18 protein-coding genes are annotated in these 21,591 nt (G+C 63.4%); 7 read left to right on the top strand and 11 right to left on the bottom strand.

The window, feature by feature from the left end; translation table 11 throughout:
• Positions 1 to 114 precede the first annotated feature (114 nt).
• Entirely contained in the window at positions 115 to 1,299 is a 1,185-nt protein-coding gene (locus tag IVB05_RS40750) for an FAD-dependent monooxygenase (protein WP_247781712.1), read from the top strand.
• Positions 1,300 to 1,618: 319 nt separating this feature from the next.
• Positions 1,619 to 3,829 (top strand): EAL domain-containing protein, encoded by a 2,211-nt coding sequence (locus tag IVB05_RS40745; protein WP_247781710.1) that lies wholly within the window; start codon positions 1,619 to 1,621, stop codon positions 3,827 to 3,829.
• Between the two features lie 123 nt (positions 3,830 to 3,952).
• Here IVB05_RS40745 and IVB05_RS40740 read toward each other — a convergent pair whose 3' ends face one another.
• From IVB05_RS40740 to IVB05_RS40725, 4 genes are all read right to left on the bottom strand, one after another.
• The gene (locus IVB05_RS40740) at positions 3,953 to 4,432 is read right to left on the bottom strand and encodes a DUF1801 domain-containing protein (RefSeq protein WP_247781708.1); all 480 of its coding nucleotides are present in this window, start codon (positions 4,430 to 4,432) and stop codon (positions 3,953 to 3,955) included.
• A 73-nt stretch (positions 4,433 to 4,505) separates the two neighbouring features.
• A complete protein-coding gene (locus tag IVB05_RS40735; RefSeq protein WP_247781706.1) occupies positions 4,506 to 4,904 on the bottom strand; it encodes a hypothetical protein in 399 nt (132 codons plus the stop codon).
• A 99-nt stretch (positions 4,905 to 5,003) separates the two neighbouring features.
• Complete coding sequence (locus IVB05_RS40730; protein WP_247781705.1) at positions 5,004 to 6,176, bottom strand: acyl-CoA dehydrogenase family protein; 1,173 nt, start codon at positions 6,174 to 6,176, stop codon at positions 5,004 to 5,006.
• Positions 6,177 to 6,267: 91 nt separating this feature from the next.
• Positions 6,268 to 7,503, bottom strand: a complete 1,236-nt coding sequence (locus IVB05_RS40725; RefSeq protein WP_247781704.1) for an MFS transporter — start codon at positions 7,501 to 7,503, stop codon at positions 6,268 to 6,270.
• A 167-nt stretch (positions 7,504 to 7,670) separates the two neighbouring features.
• Here IVB05_RS40725 and IVB05_RS40720 point away from each other — a divergent pair, with 167 nt between their 5' ends.
• Complete coding sequence (locus tag IVB05_RS40720; protein WP_247781702.1) at positions 7,671 to 8,780, top strand: DUF2652 domain-containing protein; 1,110 nt, start codon at positions 7,671 to 7,673, stop codon at positions 8,778 to 8,780.
• Positions 8,781 to 8,967: 187 nt separating this feature from the next.
• Here the strand turns inward: IVB05_RS40720 and IVB05_RS40715 are convergent, their stop codons facing one another.
• Positions 8,968 to 10,305, bottom strand: a complete 1,338-nt coding sequence (locus IVB05_RS40715) for an IS701 family transposase (RefSeq protein WP_247781700.1) — start codon at positions 10,303 to 10,305, stop codon at positions 8,968 to 8,970.
• A 215-nt stretch (positions 10,306 to 10,520) separates the two neighbouring features.
• On the bottom strand, positions 10,521 to 11,417 hold the full coding sequence (locus IVB05_RS40710) for a LysR family transcriptional regulator (RefSeq protein WP_247781699.1): 897 nt from the start codon (positions 11,415 to 11,417) through the stop codon (positions 10,521 to 10,523).
• 311 nt (positions 11,418 to 11,728) lie between these two features.
• Here IVB05_RS40710 and IVB05_RS40705 point away from each other — a divergent pair, with 311 nt between their 5' ends.
• Both IVB05_RS40705 and IVB05_RS40700 read left to right on the top strand, forming a co-directional pair.
• Complete coding sequence (locus IVB05_RS40705; protein WP_247781698.1) at positions 11,729 to 12,496, top strand: SDR family oxidoreductase; 768 nt, start codon at positions 11,729 to 11,731, stop codon at positions 12,494 to 12,496.
• A gap of 143 nt (positions 12,497 to 12,639) precedes the next feature.
• Positions 12,640 to 13,527 (top strand): SDR family oxidoreductase, encoded by an 888-nt coding sequence (locus IVB05_RS40700; RefSeq protein WP_247781697.1) that lies wholly within the window; start codon positions 12,640 to 12,642, stop codon positions 13,525 to 13,527.
• Between the two features lie 364 nt (positions 13,528 to 13,891).
• Here IVB05_RS40700 and lepA read toward each other — a convergent pair whose 3' ends face one another.
• A complete protein-coding gene (gene lepA / locus IVB05_RS40695; RefSeq protein WP_247781695.1) occupies positions 13,892 to 15,703 on the bottom strand; it encodes a translation elongation factor 4 in 1,812 nt (603 codons plus the stop codon).
• A 115-nt stretch (positions 15,704 to 15,818) separates the two neighbouring features.
• Here lepA and IVB05_RS40690 point away from each other — a divergent pair, with 115 nt between their 5' ends.
• Both IVB05_RS40690 and IVB05_RS40685 read left to right on the top strand, forming a co-directional pair.
• Positions 15,819 to 17,417, top strand: a complete 1,599-nt coding sequence (locus tag IVB05_RS40690) for a glycosyltransferase family 39 protein (protein ID WP_247781693.1) — start codon at positions 15,819 to 15,821, stop codon at positions 17,415 to 17,417.
• Between the two features lie 36 nt (positions 17,418 to 17,453).
• Complete coding sequence (locus IVB05_RS40685) at positions 17,454 to 18,251, top strand: SDR family oxidoreductase (RefSeq protein WP_247781692.1); 798 nt, start codon at positions 17,454 to 17,456, stop codon at positions 18,249 to 18,251.
• 116 nt (positions 18,252 to 18,367) lie between these two features.
• On the opposite strand, the gene IVB05_RS40680 is transcribed toward IVB05_RS40685, so the two are convergent.
• The 4 genes from IVB05_RS40680 to IVB05_RS40665 form a co-directional block, all read right to left on the bottom strand.
• Entirely contained in the window at positions 18,368 to 18,694 is a 327-nt protein-coding gene (locus tag IVB05_RS40680) for an HPr family phosphocarrier protein (RefSeq protein ID WP_247781690.1), read from the bottom strand.
• Positions 18,691 to 19,092: a PTS sugar transporter subunit IIA gene (locus tag IVB05_RS40675; protein ID WP_024339151.1), complete on the bottom strand. Its 402-nt coding sequence runs from the start codon at positions 19,090 to 19,092 to the stop codon at positions 18,691 to 18,693. The genes IVB05_RS40680 and IVB05_RS40675 overlap by 4 nt, the downstream gene beginning before the upstream one ends.
• A 132-nt stretch (positions 19,093 to 19,224) precedes the next feature.
• Positions 19,225 to 19,749: an HPr kinase/phosphatase C-terminal domain-containing protein gene (locus IVB05_RS40670; protein WP_247781688.1), complete on the bottom strand. Its 525-nt coding sequence runs from the start codon at positions 19,747 to 19,749 to the stop codon at positions 19,225 to 19,227.
• Positions 19,746 to 21,563 carry a sensor histidine kinase gene (locus IVB05_RS40665; protein WP_247781686.1) on the bottom strand — a complete coding sequence of 606 codons (1,818 nt, stop codon included), beginning with the start codon at positions 21,561 to 21,563 and terminating at the stop codon, positions 19,746 to 19,748. The genes IVB05_RS40670 and IVB05_RS40665 overlap by 4 nt, the downstream gene beginning before the upstream one ends.
• Between the last annotated feature and the right edge of the window lie 28 nt (positions 21,564 to 21,591).

The following is a 21,591-nucleotide window of genomic DNA, read 5'->3' as shown; positions in this document are numbered from 1 at the left end:
AACTCCTCCCGCTGCCGTTTACTCCGTCCAGTCTGAACTGTCGGCGCTTGGTGTTTGCAGCAAGGGAGGATAGCTTGAACGAGCAGGCTTCCGAAGCATTTTTTGCGTGGGACAATGACGCAGCCGCAGCTCACTGTCGTGATCATTGGAGGCGGAATTGGCGGGCTGTTCGCCGCGAACGCGCTGATCGCCCGTGGCTTCGATGTTTCCGTCTATGAGCAGGCACCTGCGCTCGGCGAGGTCGGCGCAGGGGTATTCCTGACGCCGAACAGCGTGCGGCAATTGCAGCGGGTAGGCCTTGGACATCAGGTGGAACGATGGGGCGCCAGGGTCGGCCACGGTTCACACTATTTTCGCCACGACGGTGCGCCGATAGCCCCGGTCCAGGTGACGGACTCCGCGGGCTGGAACGCCACCTTCGGCATGCATCGCGCCGATCTCGTCGAGATCCTGGCGAGCGCATTGCCGCCGGGCGTGGTGCGCACGGGACATCGCGGCACAGGCCTTGAGCAGGCCGGCGAGATCGCGCGGGTGTCGTTCGCCAATGGTGCGGTGGCCGAAGGTGACGTCGTCATCGCGGCGGATGGCATTCACTCCGAGCTCCGGCACTATGCCGCGCCGCCGTCGCGGCCGGTCTTCCACGGGTCCGTCGCCTATCGCGGCGTGCTGCCGCATCGGCGCATTCCGCACTGGCCGACCGATTGCTGGCAGATGTGGCTCGGCAAGGGAAAACATTTCCTCAGCTTTCCGGTGCGATCGGGCGAGCTCATCAACTATGTCGGCTTCGTGCCGGCCGATGCGGAAATGAAGGAATCCTGGTCAGCGCCCGGAGATCCCGATGTGCTGCGCCGCGAGTTTTGGGGATGGGACCCGCGCATCGGGACTCTGCTGGGCCAGGTCGAAAAGACATTCCGATGGGCGCTGTACGACCGCGAGCCGCTGCCGACATGGACGCGTGGCCGCTTGACGCTGCTCGGCGATGCCGCGCATCCGATGCTGCCGCATCTCGGCCAGGGCGCCAATCAGTCGATCGAGGACGGCATGGCGCTGGCGACAATTCTGGCGCGTACCGAGCGCGCCAGCGTACCGGCGGCGCTGCTTGCGTATGAGCGGCTGCGCCGTGAGCGGGTGGCGGCGGTTCAGCGCGGTGCGCGCGAGAATGGCATGCGCTACGACTCCTCCTATGCCGATCTCGGCGTTCGCGATGCCGAGATCGCAGCGCATGCGGCGTTCCGCAGGCGGCTTTACGACCACGACGTCGTGCCGGAAGCGCAAGCCGCGGCGGCTGCTTTGGGTTGAACGGGCGCTATGCCGCCACCGTCCTTAACCGCGCGATAACCCTGTCGATCGTTGACCTATACTCATGCGCACGCGCGGCATTTCGCGCATTCCTTGTGCATCCGGGACGCGCGTCGCACGCCTGCCGCGCGAGCGCGACGATTTTGACCTGCAAACTTGCGATTTTCGTCAAAAGCGATACACGCAGAGCGTGCGCCCGCCTTTCCGGTGAGCAATGAATGTGGGGCGCGCATGGGCCCTTTATGCGGCAAGAGATACCTTTTTTTCAGACACTTTTCTGCAAACATCGTCCGCAGCAATGCGCGGGGTAGGCCTAGCGATGTCGACGAAGAAGCGAACAACATTAGGGAAGCCCAGGCAGGCGGCGATTGTCCGCTTTCGCGGTCGTCCGGTAAAATCCGCGCCCAAGCCTCCCGCCAAACGCGGGCGTTGCCCGCCCGCTGCGGCCGGAGAGATCGCGCGCAAGCGCACCGAGGTCGACGCAGCGCTTGCGGAGGCGCGCAAATCGCACGAGCGTTTGCGGGAGGCGATCGATATCCTGCCACAGGGCGTCGTGTTTCTCGATGCCGAAGGCCGCTATATTCTCTGGAACAAGAAATATGCGGAGATGTACGGCCGCAGTGCGGACCTGTTCAAGCCGGGCGCACGGCTGGAAGATACGATCCGCGTCGGCGTCGCGCGCGGCGATTATCCGGAGGCAATCGGGCGCGAGGAAGAATGGATCGCCGCGCGGCTCAAGAAGCTGTACCAACCCGGCGAGCGGCATGAGCAGACGCTGGCCGACGGCCGCGTCATCCTGGTCGATGAACGCCTGACCGAGGATGGCGGCATCATCGGTCTGCGCGTCGATATCACCGAGTTGAAACAGCGGGAGGCCTCGTTCCGGCTGCTGTTCGAGAGCAATCCGGTTCCGATGATCGTCTGCGCGCTGGGTGACGAACGTATTCTCGCCGTCAACGACGCTGCGATCCAGCACTATGGTTACAGCCGCAGCGAATTCGAGAAGCTGACGATCCGCAGCCTGCAGGCCTTCGACGCCGAACTGCCATGGACCGGCGACGAGCGCGCTGCCCGCACCTGGAAGCATGTCCGGGCCGACGGCACGCTGATCGATCTGGCGATCTATTCACGCCAGCTCGTTTACGGCGATCGGCCTGCGATCCTGCTGGCGCTGATGGACACCACCGAACGCAAACGCGCCGAGGCGCGCCTGACTTTCATGGCCCAGCATGACGGCCTGACCGGGCTGCCGAACCGCAATTTGCTGGGTCAGCAGATGGACGACATCCTGCTGCGCACGCGCCGCAACGCCGAGCAGGTGGCGGTGCTCGTGCTCGGCCTCGACCATTTCAAGGCGGTCAACGATACGCTCGGCCATGGCATCGGCGACAAGCTCCTGCGCGGCGTCGGCAAGCGATTGCGGTCGATGCTGCGCGACGACGATGTGCTGGCCCGGCTCAACTCCGACGAATTCGCAATCGTCCAGAGCGGGGTGACGCGGCCTGAGGATGCGGCGTTCCTGGCGAGGCGCCTCCTGGACGCCATCGGCGATCCCTATCTTCTGGACGGGCATTCCGTCGTGATCGGCGCCAGCATCGGCATTGCGGTGTCGCCCGGCGACGGCGATGAATCCGAGAAGCTTTTGAAGAACGCCGACCTTGCATTGTCGCGGGCCAAGAACGATTCTCGCGGCACATTCTCGTTCTTCGAGGCCGGAATGGACGCGCGCGCCCAGACCCGCCGCAAGATCGAAACCGAGCTGCGCGTGGCCGTCCAGGGCGATACGCTGCGGCCCTATTACCAGCCGCTGGTCGATCTTTCGAGCGGGCGCATCACCGGCTTCGAAGCGCTGGTGCGCTGGCCGCATCCCGAGCGCGGCATGATCTCGCCGGCCGAATTCATCCCCGTTGCGGAGGAAACCGGACTGATCAACGCCGTCGGCGGCTTGATGCTGCGTCGCGCCTGCACGGATGCGGCGCAATGGCCCGACGACGTCCACGTCGCAGTCAATCTGTCACCGCTGCAGTTCCGCCTCGGCAATCTGCTGTCGCTGGTAACGGATACGCTGAAGCAGTCCGGCCTGCCGGCGAAGCGCCTGGAACTCGAGATCACGGAGACGCTGCTCCTGGAAAAGAGCAGCGAGGTGCTGGCGACCCTGCATGCGCTGCGCGCGCTCGGTGTTCGCATCTCGATGGATGATTTCGGCACCGGCTATTCCAGCCTGAGCTATCTGCGCAGCTTTCCGTTCGACAAGATCAAGATCGACCAGTCTTTCGTGCGCGACCTCGCCGCCAACCCCGACGCGCAGGCGATCGTGCGTTCAATCATCAGTCTCGGCAAGGGCCTGGGCGTCACCATCACGGCGGAAGGCGTCGAGACCGAAGCCGAAGTAAACTGCCTGCGCAACGAGGGATGCCACGAGGGGCAGGGCTTTCTGTTCAGCCGCGCGCGGCCCAATGCGGAGATCGTGGGCATGTTGAAGACGCAGGGCAACTGGAGCTCGCCGGCAGGTGCGGCGCTGGTGGCTTAGTCGCAAGCGTAGCCCGGATGGAGCCAACGGGTCGCGCGAATGCGCGCCCGATGACAGGCTCCGCGCAATCCGGGGTAAGTCCGCTGATAACGCTGTCCCGGATTTCGCTTCGCTCCATCCGGGCTACGCGCGTCTATTGGCCGCCTTCCGCTTCCTCAAATGATACGTCAGCGCGAGCGCCACGCAGTGGCGCAGCGCTTTCTCGGGCAGCTTCTCGCCGGCGTCGAGCAGAATGCTGCGGTTGCCGCCATAGCGCAGTTCCGGATAGAGCTCGCGAAGAGTCTCGACCAGATCGGTCTGGCAGTGGAAATAGACCGCGTACCGGCCGGCTTCCGCCTTCACCTGGTCGATCCGGATCGTGCTGCCGCTCTCGCTCCCGGTCGTGAGATAGCTCGGCTGCCCCCATTTCAGCGTCTCTTCCAGCGCGCCGACGCCTTCGGTGGTGTCAGCGGTATCGAAGATCAGCCGGCGCAGCGCCAGCAGTCGGGCTTTGACCGGGGTGGGGTAGGCGCTGAAGATCGCATCCACCGCGGGCTCTGCAAAACGCCCGCGCGGCCGCGCGACGGCGCGCTTTGCGGCTTTCTTCCCTGTCGGCTTCTTCATTCGTCTTTCCGTGCATATCAGCTGCTTGCACAACCCATAGCACGGACCGACAGCCGGAAGCGACTAGCGGCGGTTAGCGCTTCCGTGCGGACTTGCGCGCACCCGACCGTGCCGTCTTGCGTGCACCGGATCGTGCCGTCTTTCGTGCGCTCGATCTCGCTGCAGCATTGCGCTTCCGTGTTGCAGCGGCCTTCTTGGCGGAGCGCGATCGTGCCGCCGCCGGTCGGCGTGCAGCGGCCTTGCCGCCGCGCGGCCCACCGATTCGGCCGCCCTTCTTCGCCGCGACATTGGTATCCTTCACGCCGCGGCCGGAGCCGCTCTTGTTGCCGCCGCCGGTTTCCTTGTTGACGGTCGCCCATGCGCGCCGCTCGGCTTCATCCTTGCTGACGCCGCGCTTCTCGTAGCCTTCCTCGATATGTTCGGCCTTGCGTTTCTGCTTGTTCGTATAGCTGGACTTGTCACCGCGGGGCATGCCGTATCTCCCTCGTTGTTGCGGCTATTGGAAAAGCAACGCAGAGCTTGCAACGGGGTTCCGGGCGGGGCCTTCTCGGCGCGAGCCGGGATGACTATCTCAACGCGCCGTCGGCGGCGTATCGAGATTGCCTGACAGGATCGCCTTGCCGGCATCTTCGTAATGGGCGTCGCGGCCCTGGATCTGCTGTGCGATCGCATGCATGTCGCGAAAGCGGCGCTCGAACTTGTTGGCGTTGAACACGGCGGTGGCGCCGGCCATGTGATAGGCGGTGTCGACCACGGCCGCCGATTGATGGATGGTCCAGGTGGTGGCGATGCGAAGCGCGATGCGATGCGCTTCGGTGATGGCCTCGCCGCGCGAAAGGTCCTGCCAGACTTCGGCGGCGGTCGCGTAGAGGTAGGCGCGCGCGGCACGCAGGCTCGCCTCGGTGCGGCCGATCAATCCCTGCACGGAATTGTTGTCGCGCATCGCCTTTTGCGCCTGCGGCGTCTTGGCGCGGGCAAGGTCGATCGCTGCATCAAGCGTCGCGCGGGCGACGCCGAGCGAGGTTGCCGCAAAGCCCATGCCGAACACCATGTTGGTGGAGAGCTTGTACAGCGGCCCGTTTTCGCGCCGCGCCTGGGGTTCGTCGCGAAGCGCTGCAAATTTTTCAGGGATGAACAGATTGTCGACCGAATAGGAATCGGTACCGGTACCCCGCAGTCCGATCACGTCCCAGACGTCGTACATCGTGGCGCTGGTCACCGGAAACAGGATGGTGCGGATCTCCGGCGCGCCATCCGGCTTGCGCCGCGGCGTGCCGTCGGCCTCGACGACGCGGACATGGGCGCCGAGCCAGCTTGCCTGCCGCGAACCGGAGGCGAAATCCCAGCGCGCGCTGGCCTTGTAGCCGCCCGGAACGGCCTGCACTTCATGATTGATCGCGCCCCAGGCCAGAATGCCGGGCGCGACGTTGAAGATCTCGTTGGCCGCATCAGGATCGAGATAGGCCGCGGTCATCGCGCAGACGCTGCACTGGCCAAGGCACCACGCGGTCGAGGCGTCGGCCTTGGCGACTTCCTCCTGCATCTGCATGAACGCTTCCAGCGAAGCCTCGATGCCGCCAAAGCTCTTCGGCAGCAGCGCGCGGTAAAGCCCGTTCTCGATCAGCGCCTGTGTCACCGCGGATGTCAGCCGCCGCGTCCGCTCGATCTCGTCGGCTTCGCGCATGATCAAGGGAGCAAGCGCCTTCGCGCGCTCCACGAGGTCGATGCCCGGCGGCTTGTTCATGCGCTTCCTCGCATCCTCTTGTTTTTGCGCGAGCGAGATGGTGGCCTATCCACGGCCGTCGATCAAGGCGGCGAGGGGCCGCCTTGCTGCTTCACGCCGTCGCCCGCCCCAGATCGAGCGACGGTTGCGACGGCCGACTGGCCGACGGGAAGCTTAGCGCCACGGCGACGGCGGCGATGCCGATGGCGAAGGAGCCGACATAGAGCCAGTTGTAGGCGTGGAAGGTGTCGAATACCCATCCGCCGGCCAACGGCCCCAGCGCCATGCCGAGGCTGGCGAAGGCGGAGACGGCGCCGAACATGCTGCCCATGATGCGCACGCCGAAATATTCACGCACCAGTACGGCGTAGAGTGGCATCACGCCGCCATAGGCGAGGCCGAAGACCACCGACAGCGCGTAGAATTCGCCGAGTTGGCCGACCGCGAGAAAGGTGGCGATCGACAAGGCTTGCACGAACAGGCCGCCGACCAGAACGTGCTTGGCGCCGAAGCGATCGGCCAGCACGCCGAGCAGCAGCCGGCCGCCGAGGCCGGAGAAGCCGGCGAGGCTGTAGACCGTGACGGCGGTCAAAGGCGCGATGCCGCAGATCATGGCGTAGCTCACCATGTGGAAGATCGGCCCGGAATGCGCCGCGCAGCAGGCGAAATGCGCGCCTGCCAGGATGATGAATTGTGGCGTTCGCAGCGCCTGCGCGACGGTCCACTGCCCGTCAGGTGCGCCGGTCCCATTTGCGGCAGCAGGTGTCGAGGGCTCTGGCGGCTGTCGCACCAGCAACGAAGCCGGAATCAACAGCGCCAATGCGACAATGCCGATCACCAGCATCGCCGTGCGCCAGTCGTAGCTCGTGATCAGCCAGCTCGCAAACGGAGCGACCGTGAGCGGCGACACCCCCATGCCGGCGGTTACCAGCGCAACCGCGAGGCTGCGATGGTGTTCGATCCAGGCGCTCGCCGCCGCCACCATCGGCGCATAGAAACTGCCGGCCGCAACGCCAATCAAGACGCCGAACGTCAACTGGAACTGCCACAGGCTGGTGGCCTGGCTCGCCCCGATCAGCCCGGCGCCGAGCAGCAGTGTGCCCGACAGCACCACGATCCGGGTGCCGAACCGGTCGGACAGCGCGCCCCAGAAAAATACCGCCACTCCCATGGCAAGAAAGTCGATCGTGGCCGCCGCCGACACGCCGCTGCGCGACCAGCCCATGTCTTGCGAAATCGGCTGCAGGAAAACCGCCAGCGACAACATCGACCCGAACGCGACGCAGGTCATCAGTGCGCCGACAGCGACGACGACCCAGCCGTAGTCGAACCGAGATGGCTTGCTCATGCGTTTCCCCGCTCTTCTTGTAGTTGTGATCTGAGCAGGGGGATGGTGGCTCATCGACCCGCGCCGAGCAAGACGGGGACGGGAATACCTCTCATTCTCCGGCGCGGGCCGCAACTTTCTGCTAAACTGGCCGTATTACGCGTCGTAATACTCCGTGAGTACATGCTATGGCGCAACAGGGCTTTCTGCTCGTCGCCGATATTACCGGTTACACCATGTTCCTCACGCGCTCAGAGCTCGAGCACGCGCAGGGAATTCTCGATGCGCTGTTCAAGAGCATTTTTGCCGAGATCAAGGCGCCAATCATCCTGTCCAACCTGCAGGGCGACGCGGCGCTGACCTATCTGCCCGATGCGAATCTGCCGCAGCGCCAGTTTCCGCTCGATGCGATCGAGCGCATCTATTGCAGTTTTGCCAATACGCTCGGCGCCATGCGCCTGAATACGACGTGCACCTGCAACGCGTGCCGCAACATGAATCAGCTCGACCTGAAGTTCTTCCTGCATTACGGCACTTATGCCACGCAGGAGATGGCGGGACGCACCGAATTGCAGGGAGCGGAGGTGATCCGCCTGCACCGGCTGATGAAGAATTCGGTGACGGCGGCGACCGGCATCAAGGCCTACGCGCTGGTGACGGAGCAGGCGGCAGAAGCAATCGGCCTGCCGGATTTCTTCGCGGGCGCGATCCGTCATGTCGAGAACCTTGACGAGTTCGGCGAGACGATTTGTTACGTTTACGATCTTGCCCCAATCTTTGCGCGATGGCGCGCGGCGCGCCGCGTCGTGGTGCGGCCCGACGAGCCACTGGCTTTCGAATCGATGGAATGTGACCTGCCGGTGCCGCCGGCGATTGCCTGGGCCTATGTCACGGACATCGAGAAGAAGATCCGCTGGCAGCACGGCATCGACGGCATGACGATGACCGGGCTTGCCCGGGGGCGGATCGGGCCGGGAGCGACGCAGCATTGCGCCCATGGCAAGGATTCGACGGTGCACGATATCGTCGACTGGCGGCCGTTCGACTACGTCACCTGGCACATCCGGCTCCCGATGGGCGCCATCGTTCGGCAGATGGCGGAGCTCACGCCGCTTGAAAACGGTGGCACGCATCTTTCGTTGCGCTGCGCGAAGCCTGAAGGTCCCAACCCGGTGGCGACGGCGGTGGTGCGGACGATCACCCGGCTCGCCATGGCCAAGAAGCTGGTTAGCGATCAACGCGCCTCGAAAGTCGCGCTGGAGCGGTTGGTAGCTGAGGAGACCGCGGCGTTCACTTAGCGCATGCGCTGCGATGACGGCGTCGTGCCGCTAATTTGCCGATATGTCAATTTTTTCGAAAAATTCGCAAAGTATTACGCCGGCGGTCACCGGCTCCTTGCATAGGGGTCGTTGCGCTGCGCCCGCAACGGTCCTGGCGTGGCGCGCCTTGGAGAAGACCAGATTAGCACTACTTTGGCAGATTTATTCATGCCGCTGCTTTTCGCCGATTTGTCTTCTGCAGTACGGGCATCGCTGAGGTCGTGGTTGAACGATGAGATCGACGATGGCCTGGCGTACGGCCGGCAGGCTCGGCTGAGGCGGTGGACCGTTGATTCTTTTTTTTCCGCCCCGCTTGTGCGAGACGCCGATGCTGGAGGAATGCGTAAGCGATCATGGTCATGAGCGCGTGACGATGGAGGCCTTGCCAGGATCTTCCCTCGAAGTGATCAAGCCCGAGTTCCTCTTTCAACTGCTGATGGGCCTGTTCGCAAATCCATCGGGCTTTGATCGTGGCAGCTAACGTGCGCAGATTCGTCTTGGCCGGCAGATTGGCGAGATAATATTTCTTCTCTCCCGACGTCCTGTGTTCGCCGATGAACCAGGCTTCGTCCCCCGGAAGATGCTGCTGGCCCATGTCCTTGATCCGCTGAGGTGGCCCATCGGCGGTTCGCACGCGAACAGCGGCGAAGCGAGCTTCCAGCCGGCCCTTGGTACCGTTTCGCCAACTCACATTTTGCCACTTGGCATTGGCCAGCATATCTTCGGCCGCCCTCGATAGGATATCCGGAATGTGCCGCTTGCGGGGACGGCCCCGACCGACAACCGGCCAGATCAGTTTAACCTCGACCGGATACACCTTCAGGTGACGAGGGATACCGACGGCCCAGGCCAGGCCGCGTGTCGTGAGCCCCTGACGGAACGGCGCGCTGAGGCCGTAACCGGCATCCGCCAGCACACAGCCGAAGCGCATACCGGCTGCCATCACGCGATCGATCTCCGCCAAGGCGATCTCTGGCTTGGTCCGCGCTGCGCGGTGCTCGACTGGAACGCCCGCACGCTTCAAACGCACCGGGTTGCTCGTCCAACTCTCCGGAATGAAGAGACGTAATGCCACCATTACCGGCACTTCACCCCGCGCAAGCGTCAGCGACACCAATGTTTGGCAATTGGCCGTCTTGCCGAGAGACGAGGCATATTGCGGAGCGACACCAACCGAACGATCGCCCTTCTTCGGCATCGCTGTGTCGTCGATGACCAGCACCGCATCTTTGCCGCCGACGAGGCGATCGGCCTGAACGAGCAATTCTGACTCCAATGGCGCCGCATCCCAGACGCCATCAGCGATGAAATGGTGCAACTGATCATAGTCGTTCGGTGCCAGCCGCGCCGCCATCGGCTGGACGCTCTTGCGATCACCCGGTCCAATCAGTCCCGAAACATACAGCGGACACATCCGCCGCCGTGCCTTGTGACCTAAACGATCCAGGAATGGCTTGAGCCAGCGTCCAAGCTCGTCTTCCCACTTCGACCTCGTGTCCACCATGGTCGGCCCTCCAAAAGCCGACCACCCATGAATCATTGAAAATCTGATTCGGGAATCCAATTGCGCCGATCAATCGCAAAAATCTGCCAAAGTAGTGTTAGGCCGTGTACTCATAAATCTGTGGTGCCGAAGTTGATGTCTGCTTTGCTACCAAAGCGACGTGGTTGCTGCATAGCAGCGATATGACGCGATGGGCACACAAGCAGAAGTGCCGCCTACTTCCCTCGATACCGAAGAGCTTCAACCAGCAGCGAGAATGCCGGTGAAGGTTGACGACGGCTAGGGTAGTACAGGTGGTATCCGGAGAATGGAGGACACCAATCCGACAGCACCCGAACGAGCCGTCCGTCGGAGACGTAAGGCTGCACGTGGCGCTCCATCAGGTAAGCGAGTCCAAAGCCGTTCAATGCTGCTTGCAAGAGCGGGCCTGCGCCGTTGAAAACGAGCTGGCCGTCGACACGCACGTTGAGCGCACGCCCGTCCTTTTCAAATTCCCAAGCGTAGAGTCCGCCATGGGTCGGCAGGCGCAGGTTCAGGCAGTTGTGGCTGGTCAGATCCTGGGGCGTGCGCGGCCTCTTTCGGCTGGCAAAATATGACGGAGCGCCGACGACCGCGGACCGCAAATCCGGTCCAACTCGAACGGCAATCATGTCTTTCGCGACGAGTTCGCCAGGTCGGATGCCGGCGTCGTATCGCTGCGCGACGATGTTCGCCAGGCCATAGTCGACAATGACTTCCACGGTGATGTCCGGGTAATTCGGCAGGATCTTCGCCAGGGCGGGCAGCAGGATCGCTTCGGCGGCGTGTTCGGTCGCGGTGATCCGGATGTTGCCGGCCGGCTTCTCCCGCAGCTCGCCGAGGGCCGACAGCTCGGCGTCCATTTCCTCAAATTTCGGCCCGATGCTTCGGAGCAGGCGCTCTCCCGCCTGGGTCGGCGCAACGCTTCGGGTGGTGCGGTTGAGCAGCCTCACCCCGAGCCGTTCCTCTAGGCCGCGGACGGTCTGGCTGAGAGCGGATTGCGAAATGCCGAGCTTGGCTCCCGCGCCTGTGAAGCTGCGTTCCCTCGCGACCGCCAAAAATGCGAGGAGGTCGCCTGCGTTCTCGCGGTTCATTCATAACCTCCACTAATGATTCCAATCAGTTTCTATCACCTAATCTTTAGCGCCCGAAAGACCTAGGTTCAGCATGGTCGGGGGGACGCGCGGCGGTAAGGAACGTTTTTCGATGGCACTCACGACGAGAGCGGGTCGCAGCGCGTTCGTGGCAGCTCATGAATCCTGCATGCCTTGCTGGCGGCGTATCGCTTGAAATTGGAACAGTCGAGCAAGAGCCTTGATCTCAAAGGGGCCGAAACGAATCCCGGGACCCGCGAAGTGACCACCGAACGGATCGAATGATCCTGCAACACGAAGTGAGGAGTTGGATGAACCCCATCTATGACTTCAAAGGACAGGTGGCCCTGGTCACCGGTGCCGCCAAGGGCATGGGACTGGCAACGGCGCGGATGTTCGCCGAGAACGGCGCCTCCGTCGTTCTGGCCGACCTGGACGGCGATCTCGCCGCGAAGGAGGCGGAGCGGATTGTCCGAGACGGCGGCACCGCAATTGGCTTGGCCTGTGACGTCGCCGACGAGGCGCAGGTGGCGGCGATGGTCGACCGCGCGGTCGCAGAGTACGGACGGCTCGACATGGCGTTCAACAATGCCGGCATCCAGGTGCCGCCATCGGACGCCGCCGAGGAGCCGATCGAGCATTTCGATCGCGTCACCGCGGTAAACCAGCGGGGGGTCTGGGCCTGCATGAAGCATCAGCTGCGCGTGATGCGCGATCAAGGGAGCGGTGCGATCGTCAATTGCTCTTCTTTGGGCGGTCTCGTCGGCCTCCCGCAACGCGCAGCTTATCACGGCACCAAACACGCCGTGCTCGGAATGACCAAGAGCGCGGGTGTCGAATATGCCCCGCGCGGCATCCGCATCAATGCGGTCTGCCCCGGCACAATCGATACGCCGATGGTAGCCGACATGCTCAAAGGCCAAGCCGACGCGATGGCCGAAATCATGAAGCAGCAGCCAATCGGCCGCCTTGGCCGGGCCGAGGAGGTCGCGGCAGCCGTGTTGTGGCTATGTAGTCCGGCCGCGAGTTTCGTAATCGGCGTAGGGCTGCCGGTCGATGGCGGCTTCACCGCGCACTGAGGATCATATCAACCGGTATGCTGATTTTAAGGCATTTTACACGGAGTGCCGTGGGGTCGTTGGATTGGAAAATCGAAAATTCCGCTCCAGCAACATTTTGCGTCGGCGAGTTGATCGCTGAAATTCGTGAAGGGGAGGGAGGGATGAGCGAACTGACACCAAGGGCTGCTGTTGAAACAGACCAGCGGCCGCGAGACTGGATGAAGCGATCACAGATTGAGGGCCTTGCTGCATTGATCGTCGGCGGCGGGAGCGGCATGGGTGCAGCATGCGCGCGGACCTTCGCAGCCAACGATGGGCTGGTGATCGTGGCCGATCTCAACCTGGAGAACGCGGAGCGGGTTGCGTCGGAAATCCGCGAAAGCGGAGGCAAGGCCGTCGCGCAACGTTTGGACGTGTCCAAGCGAGCGGACATCGATACAGCAGTGCAAAAAACAATGGCCACTTATGGCCGGCTCGACGTGCTGATCAACTCAGCGACATGGAGCGCCAACTGTATGCTCGAGGATGTGGACATGCGCGACTGGGACACAGCTTTCCAGACCAATGTCCACGGGCCGTTACTACTCGCCCGGGCCTGCTTACCGCATTTTCGGAAGAGTCGCGCGCCAGCAATCGTCTTCGTCGGATCGTTGGCTGGCGTTGTGGGCTACGCCCGAAAGTCGGCTTATAGCACCACCAAAGGCGCCCTCATCACCATGAGCCGTCAACTGGCGTTGGAGTGGGCGGTGGACAATATTAGGGTGAACGTTCTCATCCCCGGCACGATTGATTCGCCGCTGTTCAGAAAAATGGTGCGTCCTGAAATCCTCACCACCTTCGAACGGGCGACCCCGATGGGGCGTCTCGGCTTGGCTAGTGAAATGGCAGACCTCGCGATCTTCCTGGCATCGCCTGCCGCCTCTTTCATCACCGGTCAGACAATCAATTGCTGCGGCGGCTTTTCCATCAACACATTTGTAGTGCCGGCAGGCATGACAGAGACACTTATTGAAGCCCGGCAACGTGAACGGAACCGACGATCAGGTTAAATGCAAGGGGCCTGCCTGGGGAATGTTTGCTAGGGTCATTTTCGACCGAGCCTTCGGCCTTTACCTGCCATTTGATGTCCGTTCTGCCCCCAATGCAATCGTTGCCGAGGCCAGGCTAACGGGGCGAGGCGGGATTGCGCCTGTTTCGATGGTTCGGAAAGGGCCCCACCGATCACATAGGCGATGATGGCATCGTGCCGGTGATTTGCCCGACGCGTCAAATGATTTCGTAAAATACGATTGGCGTCACGCCGGCCTTGCCGGCTACTTTGCATGGGGTTGTTTTCGATATTTTTGTTGTCCAGACGCGGACGCCTCAGGCCGGACCTGATCTCATCATGTTTTGGCGGTTTGAGCGCTCGCCTCAGCTATCCACCTTCAGCGCGGCGATGAACGCTTCCTGCGGGATGTCGACCTTGCCGAACTGCCGCATCTTCTTCTTGCCTTCCTTCTGCTTCTCCAGAAGTTTGCGTTTGCGCGTGATGTCGCCGCCGTAGCATTTGGCGGTGACGTCCTTGCGCAGCGCGCGGACGGTTTCGCGGGCGATCACCTTGCCGCCGATCGCGGCTTGGATCGGGATCTGGAACATGTGCGGCGGGATCAGTTCCTTCATCTTCTCGACCATGGCGCGACCGCGGCCTTCGGCGCGGGCGCGGTGCACCAGCATCGACAGTGCATCGACCGGCTCGTTGTTGACCAGGATCTGCATCTTGACGAGATCCGCCACCTTGTAATCGGTCAGGTGATAGTCGAACGAGGCGTAGCCCTTGGAGACCGATTTCAGGCGGTCGTAGAAATCGAACACGACCTCGTTGAGCGGCAGGTCGTATTTCACCATCGCGCGGGAGCCGACATAGGTCAGCTCCTTCTGCGCGCCGCGGCGGTCCTGGCAAAGTTTCAGCACGCTGCCGAGATATTCGTCGGGCGTGAGGATCGTGGCTTCGATCCACGGCTCCTCGATGTCGGCGATCTTCACCACGTCGGGCATGTCGACGGGATTGTGGATCTCGATTTCCTGGCCGTCGGTCAGGTGCATCTTGTAGATCACGCTCGGTGCGGTCGCGATCAGGTTGAGGTCGAACTCGCGCGACAGCCGTTCCTGGATGATCTCCAGATGCAACAGCCCGAGGAAGCCGCAGCGGAAACCGAAGCCGAGGGCCGCGGAAGTTTCCATCTCGTAGGAGAAGCTGGCGTCGTTGAGCCGTAGCTTGCCCATCGCCGCGCGCAGCGTCTCGAAATCGTTGGCATCGACCGGGAACAGGCCGCAGAACACGACCGGGATCGCCGGCTTGAAGCCCGGCAGCATCTCGGTGACCGGCTTCCTGTCGTCGGTGATGGTGTCGCCGACGCGGGTGTCGGCCACTTCCTTGATCGCCGCGGTGATGAATCCGATCTCGCCGGGGCCGAGTTCGTCGACCTGCTCCATCTTCGGGGTGAAGAAGCCGACGCGTTCGACATCATAGGCCGCATTGGTGCCCATCATGCGGATGCGGCTACCCTTCTTCATCGTGCCGTCAACCACGCGAATGAGCACAACGACGCCGAGATAGACGTCGTACCAGCTATCGACCAGCAACGCCTTCAGCGTCGCCTCGCGGTCGCCCTTCGGCGGCGGCAGGCGGGTGACGATCGCTTCCAGCACATCGGGCACACCGAGGCCGGTCTTGGCCGAGATCATCACGGCGTCGGAGGCGTCGATGCCGATCACGTCCTCGATCTGCTGCCTTATCTTCTCGGGCTCGGCCGCGGGCAGGTCGACCTTGTTGAGAACAGGAACGATCTCGTGATTGTTGTCCAGCGCCTGATAGACATTGGCGAGCGTTTGCGCTTCCACGCCCTGGCTGGCGTCGACCACCAGCAGCGAGCCTTCGCAGGCCGCCAGCGACCGCGAGACTTCGTAGGCGAAGTCGACATGGCCGGGCGTGTCCATCAGGTTGAAGATGTAATCCTTGCCGTCCTTGGCGCGGTACTTCAGCCGCACCGTCTGCGCCTTGATGGTGATGCCGCGCTCGCGCTCGATATCCATGGAATCGAGCACCTGTTCCTTGCCCGCCATTTCGCGATCGGTCAGGCCCCCGGTCATCTGAATCAGGCGGTCGGCCAGCGTCGATTTGCCATGGTCGATATGGGCGACGATGGAGAAGTTGCGGATGTTGGAAATGGGGGCAGTTGTCATGGGGCGCGGGATAGCATTCACATCCCCGTGCGGCAACCATATTGCTGTATTCTAAGGGGGATTCTTCTCGCCAAGCTAATTCCACTTCGCCCTAAAACGCGCTACGCACGGGGCCATGTCGACTGCATCCATTTTGCCCACGGCCGCGCGCGGCAAACGCATTCCCACGATCCGGCGGCTCGGGGCTTGGCTGGCCTCGCGCGCCAGCGATCCCAAAGCCGGCCTGTGGCTGGTGACCGGCTTTGCGGCGATTCACGCGGTCCTGTGGACGCTGATTCTGGTCAATCTGAAGACCGGGCAGGACGTCCACATGGACGTCGCGGAAGCCTACGCCTGGGGGCAGAAGTTCCTGCTCGGCTATGGCAAGCACCCGCCGCTGTCAGGATGGGTCGCCGGCGTCTGGTTCATGCTCTTTCCGGTCACGGATTGGGCGACCTATGCGCTGGCGATGGCGACGCTCGGTTGCGGGCTGGTGATCTGCTGGCTATTGGCGCTCCGCGTGGTCGATCGCCGCCGCGCGTTCTTCGTCGTGGTGATGCTGGCGCTCTATCCGATCTTCAACTTCAAGGGCTTCAAGTACAATCCGGACCTGCTGCAGCTCGTCACGCTGCCGCTCATGGTGCTGGCCTATCTCGACGCGTTCGAGAAGCGCAGCATCAAGTCCGGCCTGTGGCTCGGGCTCGCCGGTGCGCTGGCGCTGATGACCAAATACTGGGTGCTGACCATGATCGGCGCCGTCGGCCTTGCCGCGCTGATCCATCCCGACCGTTTGCAGTTCCTGCGCTCGCCGGCGCCGTGGGTCGCGATTGCTGTGCTCGTGGTGGCGATGCTGCCGCATTTGATGTGGTTGAAGCAGGTGGACTTCGTTCCGCTCACCTATGCGGGCGATACCTACTCCCTCACCGACCGCGCGATGATCGACGATCTCGCATTCGGCTATGTCTTGCATAATCTGGGGCTGCTGGCGTTGCCGGTGGTGCTCGGCGCGATCGCGCTTGGCTGGCGGCCGTTCCGCTTGACGCCGTTTCCGGCCCTGGCGCGCGGCGCCAATTCCGGCGTGAACATGTCCCAGGCGCTCAAAGTCTGGATCATCCAGGCAGTGGTGGCGATCGGACCGCCGCTCGGCGCCCTGATATTCCACGTCTACATCAAGACCGACTGGGGCATCCCGCTGTTCTTCCTGGCGCCGCTCGCGCTGATCGCGATCCCCACGGTGCGGGTCCGGAAAATCGCGTTGTTGAACCTGGCGGCGACCTGGCTGGTGATTTCGCTCGTCGTGCTGGCGGCCTCGCCAAGGATCGTCGCCCATGAAATGAGTGAAAAGCGCACGGCAGGTGCGACCTACCGGGCGCGTTCCGAACTCGCCCGCGAACTGACGGAAGCCTGGCACACGCGGTTTTATTCGCGCTGGCCGGTGGTCGCGGCCTATACCGATACCGGCCAGCCCGTCACCTTCTACAGCCCCGATCATCCGGCGCCACTGACACCGGACGAGCCGTGGTCGTCGGGCCTGACCTCGCTCGACGAAGCGAAGCGATCGGGCTTCATCGGCATCTGCGAGGTCGGCGACTGGAAACTGGAAAAATGCGAGGCGTGGATGAAGGCCCATGCCGCCAATGCCGAGCGCATGGTGATGACCACGCGGCGGTACTTTCTGGGGATGCCCGGCCCCGCGACGGCCTGGAACATCTTCATCGTGCCGCCGGCCAAATAGAAGCGACTGACCAAGAAAAATCGAAGGGGGAAACGCATGGATCTCGACCTGACGGACAAGACGGCGCTGGTCACCGGTTCGACGCGCGGCATCGGACTCGCGACCGCCATCGGGCTTGCGCAAATGGGTGCGGAAGTGATCGTCAACGGGCGCGACAAGGCAGCGGTCGGCGAGGCCGTGGCAAAAGTCCAGCAGGCTGCGCCGTTAGCCAAGGTGCACGCAGCGGTGCTCGATCTCGGCAATGCGGCAGGTTGCGCCGCGCTGGTGAAGCAATTCCCTGACGTCGACATCCTCGTCAACAATCTCGGGATCTATGAGCCGAAGGGCTTCTTCGACATCGAGGACGCCGACTGGACGAAAATGTTCGAAGTCAACGTCATGAGCGGGGTGCGGCTGACGCGGCATTATCTAAAGCGGATGCTTGATGACAAGGACTGGGGCCGCGTCGTGTTCGTCTCCAGCGAATCCGGCGTCTTCATCCCGAAGGAGATGGTGCATTACGGCTTCTCGAAGTCGGCGCAGCTCGTCATCGCGCGGGGCGCGGCCGAGACCACCAAGGGCACCAATGTCACCGTCAATTCGGTGATGCCCGGTCCGACCTGGGTCGAGATGGCGCCGGTCCGTCTGGCCGCGCGCGCCGAGGCCGCCGGAACCACCGTCGACGATCTCGTCCAGCGCACGTTCACCGAGCGGCGCCCGGCGTCGCTGCTGCAGCGCTACGCCAAGCCGGAAGAGGTCGCCAACCTGATCTGCTACGTCTGCTCAAAAGCCTCCAGCGCCACCAACGGCGCCGCGCTGCGCGTCGACGGCGGGATCGTCACGAACCCGTTTTGAGGATTGGACTGTAGGGTGGGCAAAGCGAAGCGTGCCCACCATCTCTCCGCAAGCGTTGTCTTGAATGGTGGGCACGCTGCGCTTTGCCCACCCTACGAATTCGGTTTGGTGCCGCCTCACACGCCTTCTTCGTTGAACTTGTCGGCGACCAGCGCGGCGATCGCGTCGACCGCGGCCTGCGCCTCGGGGCCGATCGCAGAGACCGTAACCGAGGTTCCCGGCCCCGCCGCCAGCATCATCAGGCCCATGATCGAGGTTCCGCCGACGGTTTCACTGCCGCGCGTCACCCAGACCTCGGCGTTGAAGCGTTCGACCATCTGGACGAATTTCGCCGAGGCCCGCGCATGCAGGCCGCGCTTGTTGATGATTTGGAGTTCCCGCGAAATGGCGCCCGCAGGCACGCTCGGCCCGAGTTCCTTTTCGGGCGCGTCGTCGTCGCTCATTTGCCGGCGAGCACGCGGCTGGCGATGGTGACGTATTTGCGTCCGGCTTCCTGGGCCATGGCGATGGCATCGGGAAGCGAGCGCTCTTCACGCACCTTGGCGAGCTTGACCAGCATCGGAAGATTGATGCCTGCGAGCACTTCCACCTTGGGGCGGCTCATGCAGGATATCGCAAGGTTGGAAGGAGTGCCGCCGAACATGTCGGTGAGGATAGCGACACCATCGCCACTGTCGACGCGATTCACCGCTTCGATGATATCGCTTCGACACAAATCGGAGTCGTCCTCGGCTCCAATCGTGATGGCTTCAATTTGTTTTTGCGGACCCATGACATGTTCGAGCGCCGCCTTGAACTCGTCGGCAAGGCGCCCATGGGTCACAAGCACTAGACCAATCATCGGAAACTCCTCGCGGGTGCTTTTTGGTGCACCGCACGAACGCGCCACTTTGACCATCCAGAGGCCCCGCGCAAGAGGGCATCTTGGCTATTGTTCCAGTACTTGGCGGTAAACAGTGAGGCCTGTGCCGGTTTAATCGGTGGCGATATTGGGGCTTATATGGTTACCAATCCCCTTCGAACAATCATCCAAAGGTTGGACGGAAGCTGAACTTGCGGTTGTCATCAGGGTGGCTGCAATCAGCGGGAGGGGGTCATAGCCCATTCCAACAGGGATTCGCGGTAACAAAACACCATTTAGGTCGGTAGAGAGCGCTTCCGGCGGCGGCAGCCGCTCCGCATCGCCGGCCGCGAGATCGACCACAATGCCGACAATAGCCTTAATGGCGAAGTCGCAGCGGCGGATTCCGAGGCCCCGAATCTCGATCAGGCCGGCCAGTTCCCGCGCCGGCCGGACCCACAATTGTCCGTCCACTGTGTCGAGATGGACACGGTCATCGCCGACCAGAACGGCCGGCGGGAGCTGCCCGGCGCGTCCGGCGAGAATCAGATCGAAGGCCAGCCGCGACTTGCCGGCGCCTGAGGGCCCGCGGATCAGCACGGCGCGATCGCCCACCAGCACCGCGGAGGCGTGCACGCTCGCGCCCTGCGTCATCATGGCGCTGGCAGCCTGACGATGAACCGTGCGCCGACCACCGTCGGCCTGCCGTCGCCATCGGCCGGGCCGTGGCGATTTTCCGCCCAGACCCGCCCGTTATGCGCTTCGATGATCTGCTTGGAGATCGACAGGCCCAGGCCCGAGTTCTGGCCAAATCCCTGATGCGGCCGGTCGGTATAGAAGCGCTCGAAGATGCGCTCCAGCGCGTCCTCGCCGATGCCCGGCCCGTCGTCATCGACGACGATTTCGATTTCCGAGCGCACGCGGCGGCAGGTGACGCGCACCTTCCCGCCGGGATTGGAGAAGGATTGCGCGTTGGACAGCAGGTTGGAGATCACCTGCCCAAGCCGCGAATCATGGCCCGGCACCGAGAACGTGTCGGTTGCGCCGCGCCCCTCGAAGCGCGCCTCGACTGCGACGTCATGACCCAGCCGGGTCTCGTTGGCGACTGAAGCCAGCGTCGTCAGCAGCCGCCGCACATTGACCGGCGCCATGTCCTGGCGCTGCAATTCGGCATCGAGGCGGCTGGCGTCGGAAATATCCGAGATCAGCCGGTCGAGCCGCTTGACGTCGTGCTCGATCACCTCGAGCAGGCGCGCGCGGCTGGTGTCGTTGCGCGCCAGCGGCAGCGTTTCCACCGCCGATCGCAGCGAGGTCAGCGGATTCTTCAATTCATGGGCGACGTCGGCGGCGAACATCTCGATCGCCTCGATGCGGCTATACAGCGCATTGGTCATGTCGCGCAGCGCGCCGGAGAGATGGCCGATCTCGTCGCGGCGGCGGGTGAAATCGGGAATCTCGACGCGGGTCTGGATGCGCCGGCGGACGCGCTCGGCGCCGTCGGCCAGCCGCCGCACCGGACCTGCGATCGTGCTCGCCAGCAGCAGCGACAGCACGATCATCACCGCGGAGGCGACGCCGCCGACCTTGAGGATCGCCAGCCGCTCGGCGGTCACCATCTGGTCGATGTCGTCGCCCTGCGTCGAGAGCATCAGCGCGCCATGCACGGCGCGGAACCGCTGCACCGGGACTGCGACCGAGACGATCACTTCGCCGCGGTCGTTGACCCGCACCATGCTGCTCTTGACGCCGTCGAGTGCCTGCACGATTTCCTGGTAGCCCTTGCCGTTCTCGGGGCCGAGCTCGCGATAAAGCGGCAGATCGCCGCGATTGAGCCAGGTGCGGATCGAGATCGTGGCGCGCTCGACGAAGCCCGGCTTCTCGGTCGAAGGCGGCGGCAGTTCGAAGCGCAACACATCGCCGCGGCCGTAGAGACTGCGGCTGTCGAGGATCATGCCGCCGTCGCCGCCATAGATGCGTGCACGGGTCTTGGTCGGCGAGATCAGCCGCCGCAGCACCGGCGCGACGCGCTCCGGATTGATCGGAAAATCCAACCCGGATGATTCGTCCGGCGCGCCGTAGCTTTCGCCGGGCTTGAGGTCGAGCAGGCGGTCCGGATCGATGGTGATGGTGTTGGTTTCGACGGTGGCGGAGGCGGCAATCGCGCCCGCGATGATTTCGGCCTGCACCAGAAGGCTCTGCGCGCGCGCGTCGATCAGGCCGGCGCGGAATTGCGAGAGATAGAGAATGCTCGCCACCAGGGCGACGAGGCCCGCCAGGTTGAGCGAAACGATTCGGCGCGTGAGGCTGGAGAAGGACAGCGCGAAGAAGAATTGCCCGGCCCGGCGCAGCCAGCCGAGCGGCCGCCGCCAGCCCTTCTCGCCCGGGTTAATTTCGGCAACGCGATCCCGCTCGGGGAGCTCAGAAGCATCCTCGTGGTTCAGGCTGGGATCGGGCTGCGTTCGATCTAGCAATGGCCAGCTGCCGGTTGTGATGCGCCGC

The sequence above is a fragment of the Bradyrhizobium sp. 170 genome (assembly GCF_023101085.1).
Taxonomy (GTDB): domain Bacteria; phylum Pseudomonadota; class Alphaproteobacteria; order Rhizobiales; family Xanthobacteraceae; genus Bradyrhizobium.
This window is presented reverse-complemented; position numbering and strand designations above follow the sequence as displayed.

Bases quoted from the DNA above. Each gene is read 5' to 3' on its own strand.
- IVB05_RS40720 (WP_247781702.1), top strand. From the start codon at position 7,671: ATGGCGCAACAGGGCTTTCTGCTCGTCGCCGATATTACCGGTTACACC.
- IVB05_RS40685 (WP_247781692.1), top strand. From the start codon at position 17,454: ATGGATCTCGACCTGACGGACAAGACGGCGCTGGTCACCGGTTCGACG.
- IVB05_RS40725 (WP_247781704.1), bottom strand. From the start codon at position 7,503: ATGAGCAAGCCATCTCGGTTCGACTACGGCTGGGTCGTCGTCGCTGTC.
- IVB05_RS40735 (WP_247781706.1), bottom strand. From the start codon at position 4,904: ATGCCCCGCGGTGACAAGTCCAGCTATACGAACAAGCAGAAACGCAAG.
- IVB05_RS40680 (WP_247781690.1), bottom strand. From the start codon at position 18,694: ATGAGCGACGACGACGCGCCCGAAAAGGAACTCGGGCCGAGCGTGCCT.
- IVB05_RS40700 (WP_247781697.1), top strand. From the start codon at position 12,640: ATGAGCGAACTGACACCAAGGGCTGCTGTTGAAACAGACCAGCGGCCG.
- lepA (WP_247781695.1), bottom strand. From the start codon at position 15,703: ATGACAACTGCCCCCATTTCCAACATCCGCAACTTCTCCATCGTCGCC.
- IVB05_RS40690 (WP_247781693.1), top strand. From the start codon at position 15,819: ATGTCGACTGCATCCATTTTGCCCACGGCCGCGCGCGGCAAACGCATT.
- IVB05_RS40710 (WP_247781699.1), bottom strand. From the start codon at position 11,417: ATGAACCGCGAGAACGCAGGCGACCTCCTCGCATTTTTGGCGGTCGCG.
- IVB05_RS40750 (WP_247781712.1), top strand. From the start codon at position 115: ATGACGCAGCCGCAGCTCACTGTCGTGATCATTGGAGGCGGAATTGGC.
- IVB05_RS40745 (WP_247781710.1), top strand. From the start codon at position 1,619: ATGTCGACGAAGAAGCGAACAACATTAGGGAAGCCCAGGCAGGCGGCG.
- IVB05_RS40730 (WP_247781705.1), bottom strand. From the start codon at position 6,176: ATGAACAAGCCGCCGGGCATCGACCTCGTGGAGCGCGCGAAGGCGCTT.
- IVB05_RS40740 (WP_247781708.1), bottom strand. From the start codon at position 4,432: ATGAAGAAGCCGACAGGGAAGAAAGCCGCAAAGCGCGCCGTCGCGCGG.
- IVB05_RS40670 (WP_247781688.1), bottom strand. From the start codon at position 19,749: ATGATGACGCAGGGCGCGAGCGTGCACGCCTCCGCGGTGCTGGTGGGC.
- IVB05_RS40675 (WP_024339151.1), bottom strand. From the start codon at position 19,092: ATGATTGGTCTAGTGCTTGTGACCCATGGGCGCCTTGCCGACGAGTTC.
- IVB05_RS40705 (WP_247781698.1), top strand. From the start codon at position 11,729: ATGAACCCCATCTATGACTTCAAAGGACAGGTGGCCCTGGTCACCGGT.
- IVB05_RS40715 (WP_247781700.1), bottom strand. From the start codon at position 10,305: ATGGTGGACACGAGGTCGAAGTGGGAAGACGAGCTTGGACGCTGGCTC.